Source organism: Exiguobacterium sp. s83 (assembly GCF_018617095.1).
GTDB classification, from domain to species: domain Bacteria; phylum Bacillota; class Bacilli; order Exiguobacteriales; family Exiguobacteriaceae; genus Exiguobacterium; species Exiguobacterium profundum.
Genome location: NZ_JACSJP010000003.1, coordinates 93,398 through 115,333, shown reverse-complemented (window position 1 = coordinate 115,333; position 21,936 = coordinate 93,398). Strand labels below are relative to the sequence as shown.

The 21,936-nt window shown below is 49.5% G+C and carries 19 protein-coding genes; 4 read left to right on the top strand and 15 right to left on the bottom strand.

The annotated features are described in order from the left end of the window. Nucleotides 1-17 precede the first annotated feature (17 nt). Nucleotides 18-1,655, top strand: coding sequence for an ABC1 kinase family protein (locus KNO73_RS11735; protein WP_215112528.1), 1,638 nt, complete (start codon nucleotides 18-20; stop codon nucleotides 1,653-1,655). Here the strand turns inward: KNO73_RS11735 and KNO73_RS11730 are convergent. Next, nucleotides 1,594-3,177 carry a GNAT family N-acetyltransferase gene (locus KNO73_RS11730; RefSeq protein ID WP_215112527.1) on the bottom strand — a complete coding sequence of 528 codons (1,584 nt, stop codon included), beginning with the start codon at nucleotides 3,175-3,177 and terminating at the stop codon, nucleotides 1,594-1,596. The two genes, KNO73_RS11735 and KNO73_RS11730, sit on opposite strands and share 62 nt — an antisense overlap. Then, nucleotides 3,174-3,686 (bottom strand): glycerol-3-phosphate acyltransferase, encoded by a 513-nt coding sequence (locus tag KNO73_RS11725; RefSeq protein WP_215112526.1) that lies wholly within the window; start codon nucleotides 3,684-3,686, stop codon nucleotides 3,174-3,176. The genes KNO73_RS11730 and KNO73_RS11725 overlap by 4 nt, the downstream gene beginning before the upstream one ends. 92 nt (nucleotides 3,687-3,778) lie before the next feature. On the opposite strand from KNO73_RS11725, the gene KNO73_RS11720 reads away from it, so the two are divergent. Then, complete coding sequence (locus tag KNO73_RS11720; RefSeq protein ID WP_214685298.1) at nucleotides 3,779-5,191, top strand: NAD-dependent succinate-semialdehyde dehydrogenase; 1,413 nt, start codon at nucleotides 3,779-3,781, stop codon at nucleotides 5,189-5,191. Nucleotides 5,192-5,242: 51 nt separating this feature from the next. On the opposite strand, the gene KNO73_RS11715 is transcribed toward KNO73_RS11720, so the two are convergent. From KNO73_RS11715 to KNO73_RS11690, 6 genes are all read right to left on the bottom strand, one after another. Continuing rightward, complete coding sequence (locus tag KNO73_RS11715) at nucleotides 5,243-5,875, bottom strand: HAD family hydrolase (RefSeq protein WP_031422042.1); 633 nt, start codon at nucleotides 5,873-5,875, stop codon at nucleotides 5,243-5,245. Nucleotides 5,876-5,989: 114 nt separating this feature from the next. Then, nucleotides 5,990-6,355: a rhodanese-like domain-containing protein gene (locus KNO73_RS11710; protein ID WP_215112525.1), complete on the bottom strand. Its 366-nt coding sequence runs from the start codon at nucleotides 6,353-6,355 to the stop codon at nucleotides 5,990-5,992. A gap of 108 nt (nucleotides 6,356-6,463) precedes the next feature. Beyond that, a complete protein-coding gene (locus KNO73_RS11705; RefSeq protein ID WP_078147766.1) occupies nucleotides 6,464-6,742 on the bottom strand; it encodes a DUF5327 family protein in 279 nt (92 codons plus the stop codon). A 62-nt stretch (nucleotides 6,743-6,804) separates the two neighbouring features. Continuing rightward, the gene (locus KNO73_RS11700) at nucleotides 6,805-8,091 is read right to left on the bottom strand and encodes a DUF2252 domain-containing protein (protein WP_214687636.1); all 1,287 of its coding nucleotides are present in this window, start codon (nucleotides 8,089-8,091) and stop codon (nucleotides 6,805-6,807) included. A 13-nt stretch (nucleotides 8,092-8,104) separates the two neighbouring features. After that, entirely contained in the window at nucleotides 8,105-9,055 is a 951-nt protein-coding gene (gene msrA, locus KNO73_RS11695; protein WP_215112524.1) for a peptide-methionine (S)-S-oxide reductase MsrA, read from the bottom strand. 82 nt (nucleotides 9,056-9,137) lie between these two features. Next, the gene (locus tag KNO73_RS11690; RefSeq protein ID WP_031422036.1) at nucleotides 9,138-9,320 is read right to left on the bottom strand and encodes a hypothetical protein; all 183 of its coding nucleotides are present in this window, start codon (nucleotides 9,318-9,320) and stop codon (nucleotides 9,138-9,140) included. A 224-nt stretch (nucleotides 9,321-9,544) separates the two neighbouring features. On the opposite strand from KNO73_RS11690, the gene KNO73_RS11685 reads away from it, so the two are divergent. Continuing rightward, a complete protein-coding gene (locus tag KNO73_RS11685; RefSeq protein ID WP_214687640.1) occupies nucleotides 9,545-10,621 on the top strand; it encodes a diguanylate cyclase in 1,077 nt (358 codons plus the stop codon). 128 nt (nucleotides 10,622-10,749) lie between these two features. Next, the gene (locus KNO73_RS11680) at nucleotides 10,750-11,274 is read left to right on the top strand and encodes a hypothetical protein (RefSeq protein WP_214685288.1); all 525 of its coding nucleotides are present in this window, start codon (nucleotides 10,750-10,752) and stop codon (nucleotides 11,272-11,274) included. A 252-nt stretch (nucleotides 11,275-11,526) separates the two neighbouring features. Here the strand turns inward: KNO73_RS11680 and cydC are convergent, their stop codons facing one another. The 7 genes from cydC to argF form a co-directional block, all read right to left on the bottom strand. Beyond that, nucleotides 11,527-13,245, bottom strand: coding sequence for a thiol reductant ABC exporter subunit CydC (gene cydC, locus KNO73_RS11675; RefSeq protein ID WP_215112523.1), 1,719 nt, complete (start codon nucleotides 13,243-13,245; stop codon nucleotides 11,527-11,529). Beyond that, a complete protein-coding gene (gene cydD / locus KNO73_RS11670; protein WP_215112522.1) occupies nucleotides 13,242-14,966 on the bottom strand; it encodes a thiol reductant ABC exporter subunit CydD in 1,725 nt (574 codons plus the stop codon). The genes cydC and cydD overlap by 4 nt, the downstream gene beginning before the upstream one ends. A 122-nt stretch (nucleotides 14,967-15,088) precedes the next feature. Beyond that, nucleotides 15,089-15,778, bottom strand: coding sequence for a Crp/Fnr family transcriptional regulator (locus KNO73_RS11665; protein ID WP_214814004.1), 690 nt, complete (start codon nucleotides 15,776-15,778; stop codon nucleotides 15,089-15,091). A gap of 116 nt (nucleotides 15,779-15,894) precedes the next feature. After that, on the bottom strand, nucleotides 15,895-18,237 hold the full coding sequence (locus KNO73_RS11660) for a TIM-barrel domain-containing protein (RefSeq protein ID WP_215112521.1): 2,343 nt from the start codon (nucleotides 18,235-18,237) through the stop codon (nucleotides 15,895-15,897). A 163-nt stretch (nucleotides 18,238-18,400) separates the two neighbouring features. Continuing rightward, nucleotides 18,401-19,363, bottom strand: a complete 963-nt coding sequence (arcC, locus tag KNO73_RS11655) for a carbamate kinase (protein WP_078147774.1) — start codon at nucleotides 19,361-19,363, stop codon at nucleotides 18,401-18,403. A gap of 14 nt (nucleotides 19,364-19,377) precedes the next feature. Beyond that, complete coding sequence (gene arcD / locus KNO73_RS11650; protein ID WP_078147775.1) at nucleotides 19,378-20,853, bottom strand: arginine-ornithine antiporter; 1,476 nt, start codon at nucleotides 20,851-20,853, stop codon at nucleotides 19,378-19,380. A 52-nt stretch (nucleotides 20,854-20,905) separates the two neighbouring features. Next, on the bottom strand, nucleotides 20,906-21,934 hold the full coding sequence (argF, locus tag KNO73_RS11645; protein WP_078147776.1) for an ornithine carbamoyltransferase: 1,029 nt from the start codon (nucleotides 21,932-21,934) through the stop codon (nucleotides 20,906-20,908). Nucleotides 21,935-21,936 lie beyond the last annotated feature (2 nt).

Below are 21,936 nucleotides of genomic sequence, written 5' to 3'. Positions count from 1 at the left end.
AGGATGTCGGTATTACAATGAAACGTATCGCTTTGTTCCGCATATTGATTATCGTCACCATGTTCGCCCGATTCATCATTCGGCTGTACGCCTTTTCACGCAAACAACAACAAGGCGTCGCCACGACAGAAGAATATGAAGCACTCATGCTCAAGCTCGCGCGTGAGTATAAGCGTAACGCGCTACGACTCGAGGGCTTGTTAATCAAACTCGGACAATTCTTATCAATTCGTGCAGACTTGCTACCACCCGCCGTCTTGAACGAGCTGTCAGAGCTCGTCGACCGTGTCCCGACGTCTGGTTGGGAGAAGTCGCGCGCGATTCTAGAGGCAGAATGGGGCGTCCCATATACCCAAGTCGTCAAAGACGTCGGCATCGATGCCGTCGCCTCGGCTTCCATCGGGGAAGTATATGGTGCCACGCTGCTCGAAAACGGCAAACGGGTCGCCATTAAAATCCAGCGTCCGAATATCGAAAAAATCATCCGGACCGACTTCCGTGCGATGCGGATTGTCACGTCGATGTTAAAGCGGACATCCCTCGCTAAATCAACCGACTTAGATAGCTTATATCGCCAAATGATTTTTGTCATCGGGGATGAACTAAATTTCCAAACTGAATTAAAAAACGCCCTGTATTTTAAAGCCAAATACGCCGACAACCGAGACATTTATATCCCGGACTATCACGAACATCTCTGTACGAACCGCGTCTTGACGATGGACTGGGTCGACGCACGCCGGATCACCGACCTCGCCTTTTTAAAGGAAAATGGAATCGACCGTTCCGCACTTGCTGAACGACTCTTCACACTCGCTGCTGAACAGCTACTGTTTGGTGGACAGTTCCATGCCGATCCACACCCCGGAAACGTCCAGATTCGGGCAGACGGAACCATCATCCTCCTCGATTTTGGTATGGTCGGACAGACGACGGCACAAGACATGGCCACGATTCGGAATATCTTACAGGCGTTCATCTCGCTCGACTATGATAGCATCGTCGATGGATTAGAAGACTTGCGATTCCTCTTACCGACGGCGAACAAACAAAATATTCGCCAAGCGCTAGAGAAGGCGGTCACCTTCTACTTAGAAACAGACATCGACACCGTCGATACGAAGTTGATTGAGAAGGTGTTACAGGACATTCAATTGCTCGTCAAAAACGAACCGATTCAGCTCCCGGCGGAATTTGCCTTCTTCGGTCGTGCCGCTTCGACCTTACTCGGGATCCTGCAAATTCTCGACCCAAAAATCGACCTGTTCACACTCGGGAAACCGATTGTCATCGAATGGCTCGAGGAGGACGGGACAACGCTTCAAAATCGTTACGTGAAGACCGGAATCAACTATGCGAAGAAACTGTTAAACGTTCCTCCGCTTCTCGATAATTACTTAAAAGAACCGACACGAAAACGCCTGTCGGAGCAAGCCATGTTCCAACGAACCCTAGAATCCAAGGAACTCTTGCACCGCCAGACGTTCAATGCCATCGTCATCTTGCTCGGCCTGCTCGTCGGGCTACTCGGTTATATCCGACCGGATGAATGGCTCTTTTGGTCAGGTGGCGTCGTCTCCGTTTTAGCTTATTTCAATTGGAGACGCCTCGGACGAAAGATTCGTCATTTGGCACGCCAAGACTTTCGAGTATAAGCGAACCGTCACTTTCAGAAGTGGCGGTTTTTTGTCGAATCCATTGTGCGATATAAGCACCGACGTCACGCATCATGCGAGGTGTCGTCCAACCCATGGTCGATACTTGAATGACGTTCGCCCGTTTCAAATAGTTACTCTCATACTGAACGAGATAGCCTTGATACGACAGTTGGCGCCCGAGCTCGACCGAGGACAGCTCGCACGGTACTCGAATCGTGATGATGCCAGGTGACTGAGCAGGACACACATCGACCGTCAAACCGTTCTCTTGTAAGGCATTAAGCAACGTATTCATCTTCACAGAATGCGAAACGACTTCTTCTTCTGTCAACTCATCCAGCGCGATCGCCATCGCTGCAAGAAGTGGTTCCGATTGTGTGAAGGCAATCGGCTGATAGAGCGATAAATCCAAATAGCGCGCTGTATGTGGTGTCGCAATCGCCGGATGCTTCATTGCGACGAACGCGAGACCCGGGGCGTTCCGTAACGCCTTTCCTGAAGAGAAGGTCACGTAGTCCGCAAATGAATAGTCATAAACGAGCGTTCCGACGGCACTGATCGCATCAATGGCGATAATGCCTTGCCATGTATGGAGCGGGTCGAGATTGATGAAAATCCCTAACGATGTTTCGCAATGAACCGTCCATACCCAGTCTGGTGCAATGCGCTCGAGTTGAGAAATATCCCACTGCCCCTCTTGGTCCACTGAGACCACGTCAAAAGACAGACCGACACGCCGGGCATGGTCAATCAAACGTTCTCCAAATTCACCCGCATTGAATATGAGCCCGTGTCCGTCCAATCGAGCCGCGACCGCATCATTGGCGACCGTCCCACTTCCAAGAAGCGTATAGACATGCGGGAGTCCGATTCGTTCCGCCAGTTTTTGTTGCACCGCTTCAAGCACTCGTCCCGTCTCATTTGAACGATGTGGGCGCGGCTGCATGGAGAGTCGTTCTCTCACGCGGTCCGAACATTCAACGGGTCCTGCTAGTAAACTTTTCGGGCGTAGAATCGACGCTGATTTGGATTCATAAAAAGCCGAACGCGTTAACACCATCGGCACATATCGTGCTTCCTCAGGACCGATTGGATCCGCAAATGGGACAAACCCAAATCGACGATAGAGCACTTGTTCACGTGTCGTTCCACTGATGACGATGCCATCAACATCACGCTCTGTCGCATCGTCGATGACCGCGCGCATCAATCCAGCGAACGTCCGATTGCGCCGATAGGGTTTAGTCACAGCGAGCAGACGAATCTCGATCCAATCCCCTTCAGGAATGCGCACACCCTTTTGTTCCAATGAAAATGGCCGTTTGCCACGTAACGCACACATGGCAATCACTTCACCATCCGCTTCCCCGATCCAATATGTATTTTCTTCGTGAAATCGGTCGACAAGTCGCCTTTCCGGATTTGGTGGATGTTGTGGAATCTCTTCAACGAATGTTTCGTAATTTAACCGATGTATCGCTTCAAAATCTGATATTTCGGCTTTTCGATACACAATCATGTTCTTTCCTCCTTCACATGATGATACGTAATCACGATAGCGATGAGTATGGCCCAGATGACATCTTCGAGACTTCCGAAAGCTGCCAACGGTAATAACGTAAGCATGACTAATCCCGTCTTGCGAGAGTTCCCTGTTAATTTGATTAAGAGTAACAAGATAACAAGACCCCCAATAAACCACCACGGGTCATATGCCCATATGATTCCAGAAAAAACGGCATATCCCTTCCCACCCGTATGGATTCGCCAAAATGGATAAATATGCCCGAGCGTGAGTGCGAACGCCGTCTCCCAAAAATACGGTCCGCTCATCTGTAGGACGAGAATCGTCTTGAGCACGTCGAATCCATAGACGATGAGAAACGCCTTCACTCCACCGATGCGATGTGCATTGCGTGCACCGGTATTCTTCGAACCAGTTGTCGCTAAATCATGTCCACTTAGCACCCCATACAGTCTGCCCCCGAGCAGACTTCCGACTAAATAGCCTATGATGATGATCCACATAGTATCCCCTCATTTTTTGGAAATTTGTGTGCGTTTCAGAAAAACGGGTATCCTCTAATTAACTGTGCACTTTTTGGAAAGGGGAAATCAAGATGCGAGAAGAGAAAAATTTCATTAATGGGGAATGGACAGAAACGGGACAAACGATCGAGGTACGCAATCCGGCTACAGGCAATGTGATGGCCGTCGTGACAAAAAGTGATACACAAGAAGCGACACAAGCCGTCGATGCTGCACATGAGGCGTTACAAGAATGGCAACAAAAAACAGCAGAAGAACGAGGGGAGCTACTCAATGAGTGGCATCGTTTGATTGCAGAACATACAGAAGAGCTTGCCCGAACGATGGTCGAGGAACAAGGGAAACCGCTCAAGGAAGCAATCGGTGAAATCAACTATGCAAATGGATTCATCGACTGGTATGCGGCAGAAGGACGACGCGTGTACGGAGAGACGATTCCTGCTTCATCAAACCAGAAACGGATCTTTGCCATCAAACAACCGGTCGGCGTCATCGCAGCCATCACACCTTGGAACTTCCCAGCTGCCATGATCACACGGAAAGTCGCTCCAGCGCTCGCTGCAGGCTGTACGGTCGTCATGAAACCAGCATCGGCAACCCCGTTGACCGCCATCGAATTGGTCAAATTAGCGGAGAAGGCCGGATTCCCAAAAGGGGTCATCAACCTCGTCACTGGACAAGCGTCAGATATCGTCAAAGCGTGGCAACAAGATAAACGGGTCCGAAAATTGACGTTCACAGGATCAACGGAAGTCGGAAAAATGCTCATGCGTGACGCTGCGGACACGATGAAAAAGATTTCACTCGAACTCGGTGGACATGCCCCGCTCATCGTCACGGCCAAAGCGGATTTAGATAAGGCTGTTCCGCAAGCGGTCGCCACAAAGTTCCGAAACGGTGGACAGACGTGCGTCTGCGCGAACCGAATCTATGTCGAACGCGCCGTCGTCGATGAATTCTCGGAGCGTTTCATTAAAGAGGTCGAAGCGTTGAAAGTCGGCAACGGACTAGAGGAAGGTGTCGACATCGGTCCGCTCATCGATGACGATGCGCTCAGTAAAGTCGAAAAGCATATTGAGGACGCACAGATTCGTGGCGGTGAAGTGTACGGTGGCGAGGTGCTAGACGGCTTATTCATCCGTCCTGCCGTCATCCGTTATGCGAATGAAGACATGCTCTGTATGAACGAAGAGACGTTCGGACCTGTCGCACCGATTGCGACGTTCGATTCACTCGATGAAGTCATCAAACGGGCGAACAACACGCCATTTGGCTTAGCCGCTTACCTGTTCACGCAAGACATCAATGAAGCGATCTATTTAGCTGAATCGTTAGAGTATGGGATTGTCGGTGTGAATGACGGACTTCCGTCAACGCCGCAAGCGCCTTTCGGTGGTTGGAAAGAGAGCGGACTCGGTCGTGAAGGCGGTCATCACGGTATTGAGGAATTTTTAGAAGTAAAATACATCTCTCTCGGATTGTGAGTATAGGTATACAAAAAGGCTTGTCGACATTGATATGCGACAAGCCTTTTCTTATCGGTTGACCCACTCAACTAAATCGTGTGGAGATTGAATCACGTGATCTGCAAGTGCCCACTCTTCTTCGTTACCGAACCCGAATCCTGTCAAGACGACGGGGAAGTCATGAGCGCGAGCCGCTTCGACATCCGATTTACGATCACCGACCATAATATAGTCCGCCTCTCCGTGCCGGACACGGTGCGCTGTCAGAATGTCTGCCTTCTTCTCGCCCCCAACAGATTCTAAACATTCGGGTGCCGTCATATATGGACGAATCTGTTGCGTATCTAAAATCAAATTCATATAATGAACACCGCAGTTACTCGCTGTCGTCAGCGTATGACCTTGCTCGTGAAGTGTCTCCAACATCTCACGAATTCCGTCAAATAAGACATTTTGTCCTTCCATCGTTTGCTCAAGCGTCGTATGACGGAGTCTGCGAATGAGACGAATCTCTTCAAGCGTCGCTTCCGGGATGACATGCTCCCAAAACGCGTTACCTGCCAAGCCGTATCCTGAACGGACCGCCTCTTCACTCGGTTTCGGAAGATGAGGAAGCTCCTCGAGTGCCTCATGAATCGCCTTTGTCATCGGTCCGGTCGTATCTACTAACGTGCCATCGATATCAAATAAAATTACTGCCATTGGATTGATCCCCTCTCTTTCACTCTCTCCTTACCGTAGCAGAATCCCCGAAAATGCAAAAGAGAAAACGTGATGACAAAAAAACGACTGAACCGATTCGTCCAGTCGCCTCTATTATCCACGCCAGAAGTTCATGCCACCTTTTACAGAATAGACGCCGGTATATCCGGCACTCTTCAGCATCGCTGCCGCGCGTTGGCTACGCATCCCGCTCTGACAGATGACATAGACAGGACGCTCCTTTTCTTTCGGATATTTCGCTTGAGCATTACCGAATCCGGATAAAGGTACGTTTTTCGCCTGCTTGATATGTCCCCCGCGGTATTCATGCGGCTCACGCACATCCAACAATTGAATGTTCCGTTCTTCTGCGATTCTCCGTTTTAAATCGTCTGTCGAAACCGTTTTGACATTGTTACGACGACTCCACCAGAAATACACAAGTCCAATGACGACTGCCACAAAAAGAAAGTCCAACATATTCACGCCTCCATTTACATTTCGTTTCTTGTACCCATTATACCCCCTATGGTATTTAAGTCAATGAAAATGAATCCACAAAAAAACCACATGTGCATCACATGTGGTTCAAAAATCGAGCAATGAATCGGATTTAGGTTGTTCGTCTTCTTCCATGGGAATCCCGAGAAAAGCGGCCATCTGACGATCAAGCGGAGGTTTCGTTTCACTTGTCACGGTCGGGGACTGTGATGCCCCAACGCTTTTTGCTTCAGACGTCTCCGCTAACAAGAGTTCACAAAAACCCATTAACTTTGCCAAATGACGCTTTTGCGCTTCGCCGGTTGACGACTCAATCTGTGTCATCACCTGACGCATTTGGGCGATGACTTGTTGTTCTGTAATCATAGTCCGTACACATCCTTTACGCTTCCATTGTGAAGGATTTCATCCTCGATTCGCAAGTATCTTTAACGATTCCTTGACTCGACCCAATTTAAAAAGGCGTCATAGTCAAAACGAACTTGATTTGCATAAAAATCAGCCCATCTCGATAACTGTCGAATAAACAGGGACGGGGAGTCACCGATTGCCGCCGCGATTCGTTCGCTTGCCGTATAATCGAGCACATTCGATGACGCATCGGCCCGTGCGTGAATCTTCGCCGTGATTTGCGCTTGCACTTTCAACGTCTCAATGAGCGACGTCTCATCTTTCATGTGTTTCGCTTTCACTTTCCGCTTATACGGAGAACGTTGCCTCACATAATATTCTTTATCGTCGATTGTCAAATAGCCGAGATACGGGTCACGACTGTGGACCATTGCTCGTTGTGCGGCGACGACACGAGCGCCTTGATGCGACAATCCGTTCTCAAACAGCGGATGTGTCGGAAGAAAGAGAGACGGGACGGCGGACTGTGCTTGCTTCATCTCTAAAATAACATCTTCATCATGTTCTTCGTCGGCACCTTCAATCAAAATATAGTAGCGTTCTAAACCGATTGAAGCCGTGCCGCTCTGAAGTTTGATGGCGATATCTTTGATTTCGTAGTGATCGGCATGATGTCGGTGTTGGTCTGACAATGAAGACAGATAATCGCCCCATGCCGCTTCAATTTTCTCCCGTACTTCTGAAGAGACGGGGAGCAGGTCGTCACTCGTCGAAAAATAACGTTCCTCGTCCCGTACCTCCGTCCGTTCGGACATGAATTCATCTTTCTTCTTTTCCGCTTTTTTTATGACTTTTTTGACCGCTTTACACGTATTATCTTTCGTGAATTGAATATGCTCACTCCATCCAAGCGCATGTTTTTCAATGGCTTTGGCATAGGACTCAGCAAACGCTTGAATGGCTGCCTTGCCGTCGAATCCTGACTCGGCGGCGAACAAATCGACAGAGACCGCCATCCGCAACAAATCGAACAGATAGGACCCGATATACGCCTCATCAAAGTCGTTCACGTCATAGATGATGGTGCCGGCCCCGTCTTCGAACACACCGAAATTTTCAAAGTGTAAGTCTCCTTGAATGAACGTCGGATGGTCAGGACCTGTGTCAAAGGCGATCGGTACTTTCGCAAAGTCGTAGTAGAACAAGTGTGAGCTCCCTCGAAAGAACGAGAACGGGCTTGAACTCATCTTCGCGTACTTCTCTTGTCTCGCCTCTTCCGAAAGCTGTCGAATCGACTGGTCGTAAAAATCAAGGACGGTCCCAATCGTCTCGCACCGAATTTGTTGTTTGACGGCTGTGAACATACGGCTCTCCCCTTCACTTGTTGAATAAGTGTTTATATTCCCCGTATCCCGCCTCTTCAAGCTCTTCTACAGGAACGAATCGGAGAGCGGCCGAGTTGATGCAATAGCGTAAGCCACCAAGCTCTTTTGGACCGTCATCAAACACGTGACCAAGGTGACTGTCCCCTTGTTTTGAACGGACTTCTGTCCGTACCATGTGATGCGTCGTGTCCATGTTCAAATCGACGCGCTTCTCCTCGATTGGACGTGAGAAGCTCGGCCATCCGCAATTCGACTGAAACTTATCGTGCGATGTGAAGAGTGGTGTCCCGTCAACGATATCCACGTACAGCCCTTCTCGTTCTTCATCCCAATATTCATTTTGAAACGGTGGCTCTGTCCCGTTTTCTTGCGTCACTTTATACTGCATCGGTGTCAAGCGTTCACGAAGTGCTTGTTGTTGTTTACGATCGCTCCATGCCTCTTTGATGAACTTCGCGCGTCCTGAACCGACACGGTACATCTCATAGCGGAACGGATTTTTTTTATAGTAGTCTTGATGATAGTCTTCCGCTTCCCAGAACGTTTTCGCAGGGCGGATATCGACTTCAATCGAACGATCGAAGCGACCCGAATCTTCCACTTCCTGTTTCGAACGCTCCGCTGCAGCCTGTTGCTCTTCTGAATGATAGAAGATGGCTGGACGGTACGATTCACCGCGGTCATTGAACTGCCCTCCGCCATCTGTCGGGTCGATTTGACGCCAATAGATGCGTAGCAACTCCTCATACGAAATGACTTCTGGATCAAATGTGATTTCAACCGCCTCTAAATGTCCTGTCGTCTCCGAACAGACTTGTTGATACGTCGGGTTGTCGATATGTCCTCCTGTATATCCAGAAATGACACGCTCCACTCCCTCATATTTATGAAACGGTTTGACCATGCACCAGAAACAGCCTCCCGCAAATGTAGCTTTTGCCATGATAAATCCCTCCTTACTTTGTAGTGTACCCAAAAATGTGGCAAGACAACAAAAAACGAGAACCACAAAATGTGTTCTCGCTTCAGTCCTCTTCCACCTGATTCACATGACGCATCACCAAAAATAAGATGACTCCAACAATCGCAGCCCCTAAAAGCGTCAACACCATGTTATCTCGAGCTGATAAAGTATAAAAGATCGCTAATCCAATCAAAATGAGCGCAATCGGAATAAACGCTCGCTTAAAATGATCCCAGTAACGCACGGACAGTCCTCCTTTTCTCTTATCATACCAAACTTTCGATTTTCCATAACGAAAGTTCTAAAAGATGAGAAGAACTTGAATAAATCCAAAAGGATTCCAAGACGATTTGCTTGAATAGTCATTCAAGAGAGCTTCTTTCCGCAAGCAGGTTATTCCTGTCTGTTTCCAACTAGATGCTATATACTGTAACTAAATATTTCCATACGGGATAAGGGGGAGCCTCGATGCTCACAATCATTAATGCGTTCTTTATCAACCTGTGTATCTTGTTCACGCTCTTCACGATTTCCTTTTTACCGTTTCGCAATCGACCTCGTTTAACTCCACAGTCTCCTTTGAAAGGAAGGGTTTTACTCGGGGTACAGACCGGATTGATTGCCATCCTCCTTTTGGTAAATGCCTTACCGCTCGAGGGGATACTCATCGACCTACGTAATATTCCCGTTTTGCTTGCCGTTCTATTCGGGGGATGGGTGAGTGGTGCTGTCGCAGGTATCATATTATTAATCGGTCGTTCCCTAGTTCTGTTCTTTACAAATGGTACCATGCTCGGTCTCTATCTAGCCATCGCCACAATAGTTACGTTAGTTGTCTTAACAAGTCTTTTACGGAAACGCATGGATAATACTCGGCCTACTTTGCTCGTATTCACTACGATCAGTATTGCCATTTTTGGGGCAGCGCTTTATGCCGCGCTTCCACTAAACTTGTTCTATCCCGTCTTAATCGTCTACATGTTAATGTCTTACGGGGGAGCTTGCGCCGCCTATCGATTACTGCTCGAACTACGCCGTCACTTTGAGAACGTCCAACATCAACAGCAACTAGCGCGTACAGATGCGCTCACCGGGATTGCCAATCGGCGTCTCTTGAACGAAGCCATGGCCAACTTGACGGTCGAGGCAGAAGAATACGCATTGATTTTGGTCGACATCGATCATTTCAAACGGGTGAATGACACATACGGTCACGACGTCGGAGATGATGTTTTGCGCGAGCTCGGCATGCTCCTCGTGAATGAGAGCAATGAGCGCCATTTAGTCGGTCGCTTCGGCGGCGAAGAATTTTTAATCGTCATGCCCCATGCTAATCGAGAAGAAGTATCGCAGCTTGCTGAATCTATTCGAGAAAAGGTTTCAACGTTCCCGTTCGAGACGAGTGCCGGTACGCTCCACATCACTGTTTCGCTTGGAGCTTGCCATTCGAATGATATTGAAATCGACAGTGTGTTAAAACATGCAGATGAAGCGTTATATCACGCAAAAGAGTCCGGTCGGAATCGTTTCATCCTCGCCTCTTAATGTGTCAAACTCTTCACACTTGAGCGCGTTTTCTCGCTTTACTTTCTCGAAATGAATCGTTAAACTAGGCTAGACTTTGATTCAGATCGATACATCATGATTTATTCAGAAAAGGGGAAACATCGTTCATGTCAGTTTTGTTATCTTTATTTGGAATTATGTTTATCGGCTCGTTCGCGATTGATTATAGACGTGGAAAGACACTTCAACAATCGGCAATCGGGGGGATTCGTTCGATTCAGAACAACATGTGGATTTTCTTCCGGACCTCACTTTCGATGATGATTATCATCGGTCCGCTCTTGTTGATTTCAGGTTTTGTATTCTCGGATTTGGTGAGCTTTAACACGATCCCAGCATTCATCATCGCCGTTCTCAGTATCGGCTTTGCGGAACGGATCATCGGGATGACCGTGGCACCACTCGTCCGCACATTTTGGCATCAACGCGGTCGTCTCATGCCACTTTATTTAGATGCCGCTCTCTACGTATTCCTACTCTCTATTCTCGTTCTAGAGTTCTTGATGAACATCCCGGGGATTGATCTTCAGTCACCGTTCATTGCGCTATTCTATGCGTTCGCTCTCTTCTTCACGAGATACTTGTTCAGTTTGATTCGATTCACGGTTCAAAAAGGCCTAGCCTCGAATTAATTCATGACCCAATCCATGCGTATTCGCACGTATGGATTTTTTATTATTCTTATTGACAATGAGAATCGTTATCAACTATACTCTAGTTGTAGCTTCCCAAAAGCTTGGCGTGCACGTTCCCCAAACATATCACGTCACGTGGATTCCCCTCCACGACACTCTTTTTGAAAGCATTGCGACAACCCCCATTTGTTGCACCCATATTTGCCATAAACAAGACGAGCAGCCCACCGACGGGGCTGCTCGTCTTTTTCATGATGCGAACACTTCTTGTTCGATTTGTTTCAATTCATAGAACATGCCACGTTTCGTCATCAATTCCTCATAAGAACCGACCTCGACGATCCGTCCAGCTTCCATGACGATAATCTGATCAAACGTTTCGAGACCCGTCAAACGGTGACTGACAAGAATGAGTGTGCCTGTTCCGGCTTGCTGTAGCAATTCAGAAAAGACATGGGCCTCCGTTCCTGCATCGAGTGCCGATGTCGGTTCATCAAGCAACCAAAGAAGTCCGTTTTTAAGAAGTGCCCGTGCGATGGCGAGGCGCTGACGTTCTCCACCTGACAAGTTTGCCCCTTTCTCCAGGACCGGTTCGTCTAGCGAGAATGACAAACGGACGCGCTCAAGTGCTACGTTCATCGCTTCATCTGTGAAGTCACCGGCTAACGCCAGGTTTTCCCGTACGGTTCCGTAAAAGAAATGATTGTCTTGCAAGACAACACTTGCATGTTGCCAAATAGATGTTTGTTTGACATCGTTCATATTGTAATCATCCAACCGAATCGTGCCGTCTTCCGTCCGAACGAAAGCCATTAGCAATTGAAGTAACGTCGACTTCCCTGACCCGCTCGGTCCGACGATTACCGTCTTCGAACCGCTCGGTATGTGTAACGTTACCTCATCTATCACATCTCGATACGTGTCTGGATAGCGATAGCGAACATGGTCAAATGAAATGGACGGTGCGGCCGTAAACGTCACGTCTTGACGTTTCGCCTCACGCGCCTCAATCGTTTCACTCGGCTCCGTCACTTCAAACAAACGATCCGCTGCTTGCTTGCTGTCTGCAAAGTGACCGGGGAACACGGCCATCGGCGTCGTATTCTCAAACGCTGTGAGCGACATCATGATCAGCATTGCCAAGAACAACCCGTTCAGGTCTCCATTTACCACCTGATACGCACCGATGGCCAAGACGCCCCATGAGACGAATAAGGAAGCGGCAACGACGAGCGCCGAATTGAAGAACTGATTCGTCGTGTCTTTCCGCTCTGCATCCATGTAACGCTCACTATGCGAATAGACAGTTTGTTTCGTGCGATCGAGTTGGTGATGAAGTTTTAAATCCCGGTATCCGAACAGCATCTCTGTCAATTGAATCGACACATCTCCGCGCAATCCACGAATCGTCTCATCGTGATGGGCACGGATTCGTGCAAATCCGAGCGGAATCAAGAATCCTGTAACGAGTACACCAAACAAGATCCATAGGCTGACCGCAAACGAGAAGAAGGTGACAAAGAAGATGGTGCTCAAAAAGACGAGTACGAGAATGATCGGCGGATAAAACACGCGAAGGAAGTAGTTTTGAAGACTCTCGACGTCCCCGACGACGCGTGCGAGCAAATCGCCGCTCCGATATTTCGCAAAGATGGACGGAACGAGCGGCTCTAACTGACGATAGAACCGGACGCGCAACTCACTTAAAATCGTAAACGTCGCCCGGTGTGAGGCGAGGCGTTCCCGATAACGGCTTCCTGCCCGGATGACACCGAACAGTTTAATTAAGACAACCGGTACCATGAGTGCATACAGGGGCGGGACGAGCCCTGCCCGTGATACGAGATAGCCACTTGCCGCGAAGAGGGCGACCGCTGCAATCCCTGCTGCATATCCAAAGAAGATGGAGAGGAGGATGTCTTTCTTTTCGCGCATCATCCATTTTGTAATCGTCCAAAGCGAGTTCATCGGCTCACCCCTTTCTGAAGTGCAAACAACTCCGCATACTCTGGGACAGCGAGTAACACTTCATGCGTCCCTTCTGCGATTCGCTTCCCATCATCCATGAACCAAATCGTGTCTGCCTCTTTGATTGTATGCAGACGATGCGCAACCGTGATTAACGTTGCACCTTTTGACAGCTCTTCAATCGAGCGTCTGACAATCCGCTCTGTTTTCAAATCGAGACCGGTCGTCGGTTCATCAAACAATAAAATACCAGGTCGCTTAAAGAAAGCACGTGCGAGTGCAAGGCGCTGCCGTTCCCCACCGGATAGTCCAAATCCACCTTCTCCGAGTTCTGTCCAGATCCCGTTCGGCAACTGGTCAATCACCTCGGATAGTCCAGCTGCCTCGGCTGCTTCGAGTAACGCACTCTCGTCAGCTACTTCACCTAAAGCAATGTTTTCGGCGAGTGTCCCGGCGAACAGATACGGGTTTTGAGAGATATACGCAATATTTCCATACCAGGCAGATTCCTCATACGTATGCAAAGGTTCGCCATCCACGAGGACGCGCCCTGATTTCACCTGCAAAAGTCCTGAGATCACGTTAAGGACAGTCGTCTTCCCGGAACCGCTCGCGCCGACTAACGCAAGGTGGGTGCCGGACGAGATGCGACCACTCAATGGCTGAAGGGAAAAGCGTCCACCAGCGTACTCAAACGATATCTCTTCAAGCTCGAGGTCCGGTGTCCGTGAACGAAGCGACTTTGTCCCCCACTGAATGCGATCATCCGGGGCGTCTAATACGTCAAAGATTCGGTCTGCTGCGCCCATACTGCCACGTCCCGTATGAAAGGCACTGCCCAGGTCTTTGATGGCCAAGTAATACTCTGGCGCCAACACAAGAATCAAGAATCCTGAGAAGAACGTCAGGTTCTCCCAAACGACCATCTGTAGCGCGACTTCCAGTGCTACAACGCCGGTGCTGAGCATGGAGATGAATTCCAACATGAGGCCAGATAAGAATGCCGTCTTTAAGACGACCATCGTCGCATCCCGAAAGTCGAGACTGCTCTTCTCAATCGCTTTCGCTTCTTGTTCGGTCCGATTGTAGAGTTTAAGTGTCGTCAAACCCTGTAAGACATCCAAAAACTTTCCGGAAAATTGATTCATCTTCTCCATCTGTTCCTCAGATTTTTTCTGTGTCGCAATCCCGATGATAATAAAGAACAAAGGGATAAACGGTGCCGTCACCATCATGATGACACCTGAAATCCAATGTTGGCTGAAGACGACAACCAAAATCAGAAGCGGGATAATCGAGGTTTGGATTACTTGTGGCCAGTATTGACTGAAGTAGGCATCGACCTCGTCAACAGCATCTAGAAACACACTGACCTTCTTCCCAGATTGTCCCGTCAAAGACGACTCGACCGGGCTCGTGGCATAGCGATCTAGCAATTGCAGACGCAACGTCTGCTTCGCCTTTTCCGATAAACTCGCTCCGATTCGTCCGGAGACGTATCCAAAAAGTGCTCGTGCCAATAGGGCGACGACGAGCCAAATTAACGCCGGAACGACGGTTTCAAATGATTCATCTTTTAAAAAGATTCGGTCGACGATGTCGACGATTAAATACGCTTGCGCCAAAATCGATAGTCCAATCATGACCGCAGACAATACCAGTCCGATGATGTGACCTCGCTCGGCGAACGCAAGGGCTTGCAGTCGTTTCACTGCATTCATCCTTTCTCTATTCACAATCCGATTGCTTTGTGAGATTCATCACTAATTATACAATATGACACGTCTTGAAGCGAACGCTCCGCTCGTTCCGACATGCAAAAGACGCCCTCTCCTGAGTGGCGTCAATCGAAATCTTGCTCAAAGTATTCAGGATGCCCGATGACAAGGTGGTGGTCATCCATTCTAAGCACCTCTTCTTTACGAAGCTTCGCTAAAATCGTAGAAACCGTCTCTCGGGACGTTCCAGATAGACGAGATAGTTCCATCGCCGTGAACGGACAGCGGACACGTACCCCTTGCTCATCCGGTTCACCTAAATCTTCAATCAAAAAATGGATGGTATTGAGTACACGTTCTTTCGCGCTCGGGGTAATGATTTCTTGGACACGTCGTTCATGTAAATCTAAAATACGATTCATCTGTCCGATGATATAGAGCAGCATATTCGACTGTGTAGATACAAACCGCTCGAACCGTTCGGTCGGGATGTAGATGACGTCAATATCCGTCACCGCTTCGGCCGTATGACGGTAGTCTTCCTCCGTGAACAAACCATTGTACGGAAAGAACTGTTTGGGCTTCACGTAGTCCGCATATTGATGCGTCGCATGCTCGTTCATCCGTTCGAGTCTGATGTATCCACTCATTAAGAAATACACGCGCTCTCGCGGGTCTCCTTCCATGAACAGGAGCTGTCCTTTTCGATATGTTCGGCAATAGACGTACGGGACGAGCTGTTCAAGCGCTCGACTCGAACAGTTCGCAAACAGTGTTAACTGGCGTAAATCATCAATCGTCCACTTATGTCGCATCTGTATCCCCTCATTTCTAGTTAAATCCCCTACCTTAAGTATAAAACGATTCAGAATGATACCGCTTTCAAAATCCGACAGTTTTCTGACATGACAAAAGGGGGTCTCCCCCCTTTTCAGTCCAACATCAGTTCTAATAACGCGTCTTGCAAATCTCGATCGAGTTCTAACGCATGGAGGTCAAACAGCCAGGCCTCGAGACGCGTCTTCGTCGTCGCCATCTGGTACAAACGATCTTTCAAATCGTAGGCGATTTCCGCGCGATCTAAGAATCGATAGAGACGGTCAAGTCGATGGGCGTTCTGTGTCACATCGACGGGGAGCGTCACCGTCTGCTCCTGCTTCAATTCACCAATCGGGATGTGTAACGTCTGCGTCTCAGCGTCATAGTCCCCTTCCCCGACAACGCCTCGAACAAGAACGGTCAATGTCCGATTCGCCGGAACGAGGGTCAGGTCTCCTGACATCTCGATGTGTAGCGTCCGCGCTTCCCAGTCGAGCGTAAACGTCGTTTCAAGTGAGGCACCTGTCTCATAATCCCGGCTTTCCCCGTCATCTTCGTACATCGTGAACGTGTTCGAGGCACCTGGAAAGACGAGTACTTCTAGCTCGCTCGGGTTTCCCGTCTCGTTCGCATGCGGTTGATGCGGCATGAGGGGAACGATGGCACCCGCTTTGGCGAAGACCGGTTGTCCATCGAGTCCACGGAACACACGAATCGACTTGTCGCCTTCGTAACGATGTCCTGTGAATAAGTCAAACCATTCTCCTTTTGGCAGCCAGACATTCGTTCCGGCGACGTGGAGCTTTCGGTCCATCGGCGTGACAATCGGGGACACAATGAGTTCACTGCCAAAATAAAACTGATTCGGCACTTGATAAGCCGCTTCGTCATCGGGATGTTCGATATACATCGGCAGCACGAGCGGTAACGCATTGGCATGGTTACGATAATTCATCGTGTATAGATAAGGAATGAGCTCGTGACGCAGACGTAAGAATCGCTTCATCGACTGTTCGGCTTCGATCCCGAAACGCCAAGGCTCTTTCCCGTTGAAGGTGCTGAACGTCGAGTGGAGGCGCATGATTGGACTGAACACCCCGTATGCGACCCAACGCGCGGCGAGCTCATCGTCTTTTTTCCCACGATGATGCCCTCCGATGTCGTGACTCCACCAACCGTAACCGATGTTTGTCGCTGTCGCTGTAAAATACGGCTGGAAGGCGAGCGAGGCCCACGAGATGATCGTGTCTCCTGAAAATCCGACCGGGTAACGGTGGCTCCCTGGTCCTGCGTAACGAGAGAAAATGAGCGGGCGTTTGCCGTCACGGGCGATGTCGATGGCATGATAATGATTCAGCATCCATAGCGGATCGAGTCCTTCCATCTTCGAGGTCGACCCTTGTTGCCAATCGATCCACCAAAAATCAACGCCATCCGCCTCATGTGGATGATGCATCTGCTCAAAATATGCTTGAATGAATCGTTTGTCTGAAAAATCGAATGGGATTCGGTCCCCCGATTCCGGTTCGACGCCCATGGCCTCGGCCATCGCCACGTACTGATCTTCAAACGCACGGACACCGTCCGCGGGATGCAGGTTCAACGTCACCATCATTCCCTCATCCTTTAGCCAGTTAAGGAAACGCTTCGGTTCGGGAAACAAGTTTTTGTTCCACGAATAGCCCGTCCAACCACTCCCGTACTCTTCGGGAATGTCCGTCACGTGCCAGTCCATATCGATGACACTGACCGAGAACGGGACATCTTCTGACTTGAAACGGCGCATTAACGCCTTATACTCCTTTTCGTCGTATCGCCAGTAGCGGCTCCACCAGTTCCCGAGCGCTTTACGAGGGAGCATCGGCGTCGGACCCGTCAACGTGTAAAAGTCTCGAAGTGCCTGTTTATAGTCATGACCATATCCGAAGTAGTAAATGTCATGGATCCCTTTTCGTCGCGGCTCGACGAAGCGATCATCTGTCATCAAAAACGAGGATGAATCATCTATGATCGCATACCCTTGTTTGGAGAGGATCCCTTCTTCTAACTCCGTCGCCCCGTCCACATGGTCGAGCGTCCGCGCCGTCCCTTTCAGCGTCCGCTCCGGACCGTTGAACATGTAGCGGCTATAATACGTGCTAAAGTTCCCTTTCACGTCCACGTAGAGCGTGTTCGGCGCGAACGGACCTTTCGTATAATACAAATGGACATGTTCGGTGATGATTTGGAGTTCTGTCTCATCTTCAATCACTCGGAATTGTGGAACGTCAAATTCCCGATTCCACGCCACTTGGGTGGCGCGGTCTTCAAAGACACCGTCCTCCGCATATTCCATTCGAATCAACTGACTCGTCAATACGGTGAAGCGATAACAGCTTCCTTGTACGATTGCCCCTTCTCTTGCTTTTGGTCTCATCCACGACTGGTACACATGATTTTCTTCGAATAGGCGCATACATTCGAGCGTTTCCGCTCTCCGTCACTTCCTTCCTGAAATTAGTGCAAACGTTTACACTGAATATGATAGCAATCTCATTTTTGGCATACAACCTTCCTTCCCCTTGAACCCGGGCAGAAAACAAAAAAAGTCGCAAACGCTTCACGTCTGCGACACATTCTTATTGTTGGAGTGATGGGGCCAGACGGACACGTGTGCCAGCTTCTCCGTCAATGGCGGCTACAGCCTGATCGAGCGACGTGATGATGGCGACACGGTTCGTACCGGATTCGGCAAACTGCAGCGCCGCTCTTACTTTCGGCAACATACTGCCTGGCGCGAACTGCCCTTCCGCGATATACGTCTCCATCTGTTCTTTCGACGTTTCTTGAAGTGCCATCTCGTCCGGCTTCCCAAAATTGACATACACATGTTCGACAGCCGTCAAAATGAGTAAGACGTCTGCGTTGACGAGGTCAGCCAGTTTCGCAGCCGCGAAATCTTTATCGATGACCGCCTCGATGCCGACGTATCCGTCCATTGTCTCCATGACGGGAATGCCACCGCCACCAGAAGCGACGACGATGTGCCCCGCTTCAACGAGTGTTCGAATGACGGCGTGTTCGGCGATTTTCATAGGGATTGGACTCGGGACTACACGACGATACCCACGTCCTGCATCTTCTTTGAAGACGTAACCTGTCGTCCGTTCGAGATGGAGTGCCTCTTCTTCCGTATAAAACGGACCGATCGGCTTGGTCGGATGATGAAACGCACTATCGTTCGGGTCGACAATACTTCGTGTCACGAGAGAAGCCACATGCTGTTCAAGACCACGTGCACGAAGCGCTTTGGTTAGTGCATTCTCGAACCAGTATCCAATCATCCCTTGCGTCATCGCACCACAGACATCAAGCGGCATCGCTGGTGTGGCTGGACTGTCTGATGCGGCTTGTTGCAACATCAGGTTTCCCACTTGCGGACCGTTCCCATGCGTGATGATGACCTCGACTCCTTCCGCGATGAGTGCAGCGAGAGATTCCGCCGTTGCCTCAACCGCCTGTATTTGTGCTTCGGCTGTCGCATCTTTGCCTTGTTGAATCGCATTCCCGCCTAAAGCGATGACCACTCGTTTTTTCTCCATATCCATACCCCCGATCAGATGACTGAAATATTACCCGATAGTATGCGTACGACTGCGAAAATGGCGAGTGCGGTCAACACACCGGCGACCATCCATTCCGTTTTAGTGAGTGACTTGATGCCATTTTCACGTTGCGCCTTCATGTAGAGAAGGGTTCCCGGTGCATATAAAAGTGTAGTGAGAAGTAAATAATCGATTCCAGCGGCGTAAATGAGCCATAGTCCATAAACAGAGGCGACCAATCCAATTGCTAAATCGCATGTTTTTCGTTCACCGGTACTATATCCGATTCCGTTCTTCGCCACTTTCACTTGATAAAAGGCCGAGAACACGTATGGGATCAAAATCGCACTCGAAGCGAGAGAAAAAGCAAAGTTATATGCGGCATCTGAAATCAAGAATGTGAAGAGGAAGAGCTGAATCAACCCATTCGTCAGCCAAAGGGCATTGACGGGAGCTTGATTTTGATTCTCTTTCGTGAACCATTTCGGGAAGACCCCATCTTTGGCGGCAACGAATGGAATCTCAGCTGCTAAAAGCGTCCAACCGAGCCATGCGCCAAGGACAGAGATGACGAGCCCTCCGTTGATGAGCATCGCACCCCACGGACCGACGGCCGACTCGAGCAAATATGCCATCGCGGGTTGCGAGGCGTTCGCCACGTTTTCCGGTGTCATGAGACCGAGCGACATGATGGAAATGAGCAAATAAATGACGAGTGTACCGAGCAACCCAATCACGGTTGCTTTCCCGACGTCCGAACGTTTCCGAGCACGACCAGAAAGAACGACGGCCCCTTCCACACCGATAAAGACCCAAAGCGTCACGAGCATCGTCGAAACGACTTGGTCACGCACACTTCCCCACGAGAAACCGCCTTGTCCCCAAAAATCGAAGGTGAAGTTTTCGAGATTAAAGAAGAACAAGGTAATCGTAATGAATGCAAAAATTGGGACGAGTTTGGCAATCGTCGTGACGATGTTGATCATCGACGCCTCATGTACCCCACGTAAGATGAGGGTATGCACGAGCCACAGCATAATTGATGCGCCAATGATCGACGCGATATTCTGTCCCCCTTCAAAAATCGGGAAGAAATAACCGACCGAACTGAATAGCAGTGTGGCATACGCCACATTCCCGAGCCAGGCAGACAACCAATATCCCCAGGCCGAGTTAAATCCGACGAACGACCCAAAGCCTGCCCGTGCATAGCTATATACACCACCATCGAGATCAGGACGGCGCATCGTCAGATTTTGAAAGCTGAGACCGAGCGCAATAATCCCGATCCCTGTAATCACCCACCCGATGAGAATGGCACCCGCATTCGCACCTTGCGCCAAATCGGCAGCCAAGTTAAAGGCGCCACCACCAATCATCGATCCGACGACAAGTGCCGTCAACGCTCCGAGACCTAACCGCTTGTCTTGCTTGTCAGGATGTACTCCAGCCGAACCACCTGAGTCATGCTCCAACTTCGTAGACATTCTACTCATCCCTTTCGCTTATTTTGAACCGGGAGGGGGAATCCCCTCCTCGTCAACGATCAAGCCATTCGCGTGTCTCCGTGAGCGTCGCCGCCATCACCGCCTTGATGGTATGCATCCGGTTTTCCGCCTCATCAAATACGAACGAATGACGACTGCGGAACACTTCATCGGTCACTTCCATTTCCGTCAAACCGTACTGTTCGTGAATCGCTCGACCGACTTCCGTTTCTAAGTCGTGGAAGGCAGGGAGGCAATGTAAGAACATGATGTCTGGATTGCCACTCTTTTGAAGCATGTCCATGTTCACTTGATATGGTCGCAACAGTTCAATCCGTTCTGCGAATGCCGCTTCCTCGCCCATCGATACCCAGACATCCGTGTAGACGACGTCCGCTTGATCCATCGCTTCCTCAATGCTCTCCGTCAAGGTGATCACAGCACCGGTTTCAGCAGCGACCGACTTCGCATAGTTCACGATTTCGTCAGATGGCCAGAGCGATTTCGGTGCACAGATCCGCATATCCATTCCTACTTTTGCACCACCGATCAACAGCGTGTTGCCCATGTTGTTCCGTCCGTCGCCCACGTATACGAATTTGATTCCGGCAAGTTCTCCTTTTTGTTCTTTCACCGTCAAAAAGTCAGCCAAGATTTGGGTCGGGTGATACAAGTCGGTCAAGCCGTTCCATACCGGTACGCCTGCGTCTTTCGCAAGACCTTCGACCGTCTCGTGGGCGAAGCCACGGAACTGAATGCCGTCAAACATGCGTCCAAGGACGATCGCGGTATCGCGCACCGATTCTTTCTTCCCGAACTGGATGTCATTTTTGCCTAAATATTCGGGATGCATCCCTAAATCGATGGCAGCGACCGTGAACGCACAACGCGTCCGCGTCGATGGTTTTTCAAAGAGCAAGGCAATGTTTTTACCTTCACAAATCCGATGTGGAACACCTTGTTTTTTCTGACGTTTGAATGCAGCAGACAAATCGATCAAGTAGTTGATTTCTTCACCCGAAAACTCGTTTAGCGATAAAAAATGACGACCTTTCAAATCAAAATTGAACGTTGTAGACATAC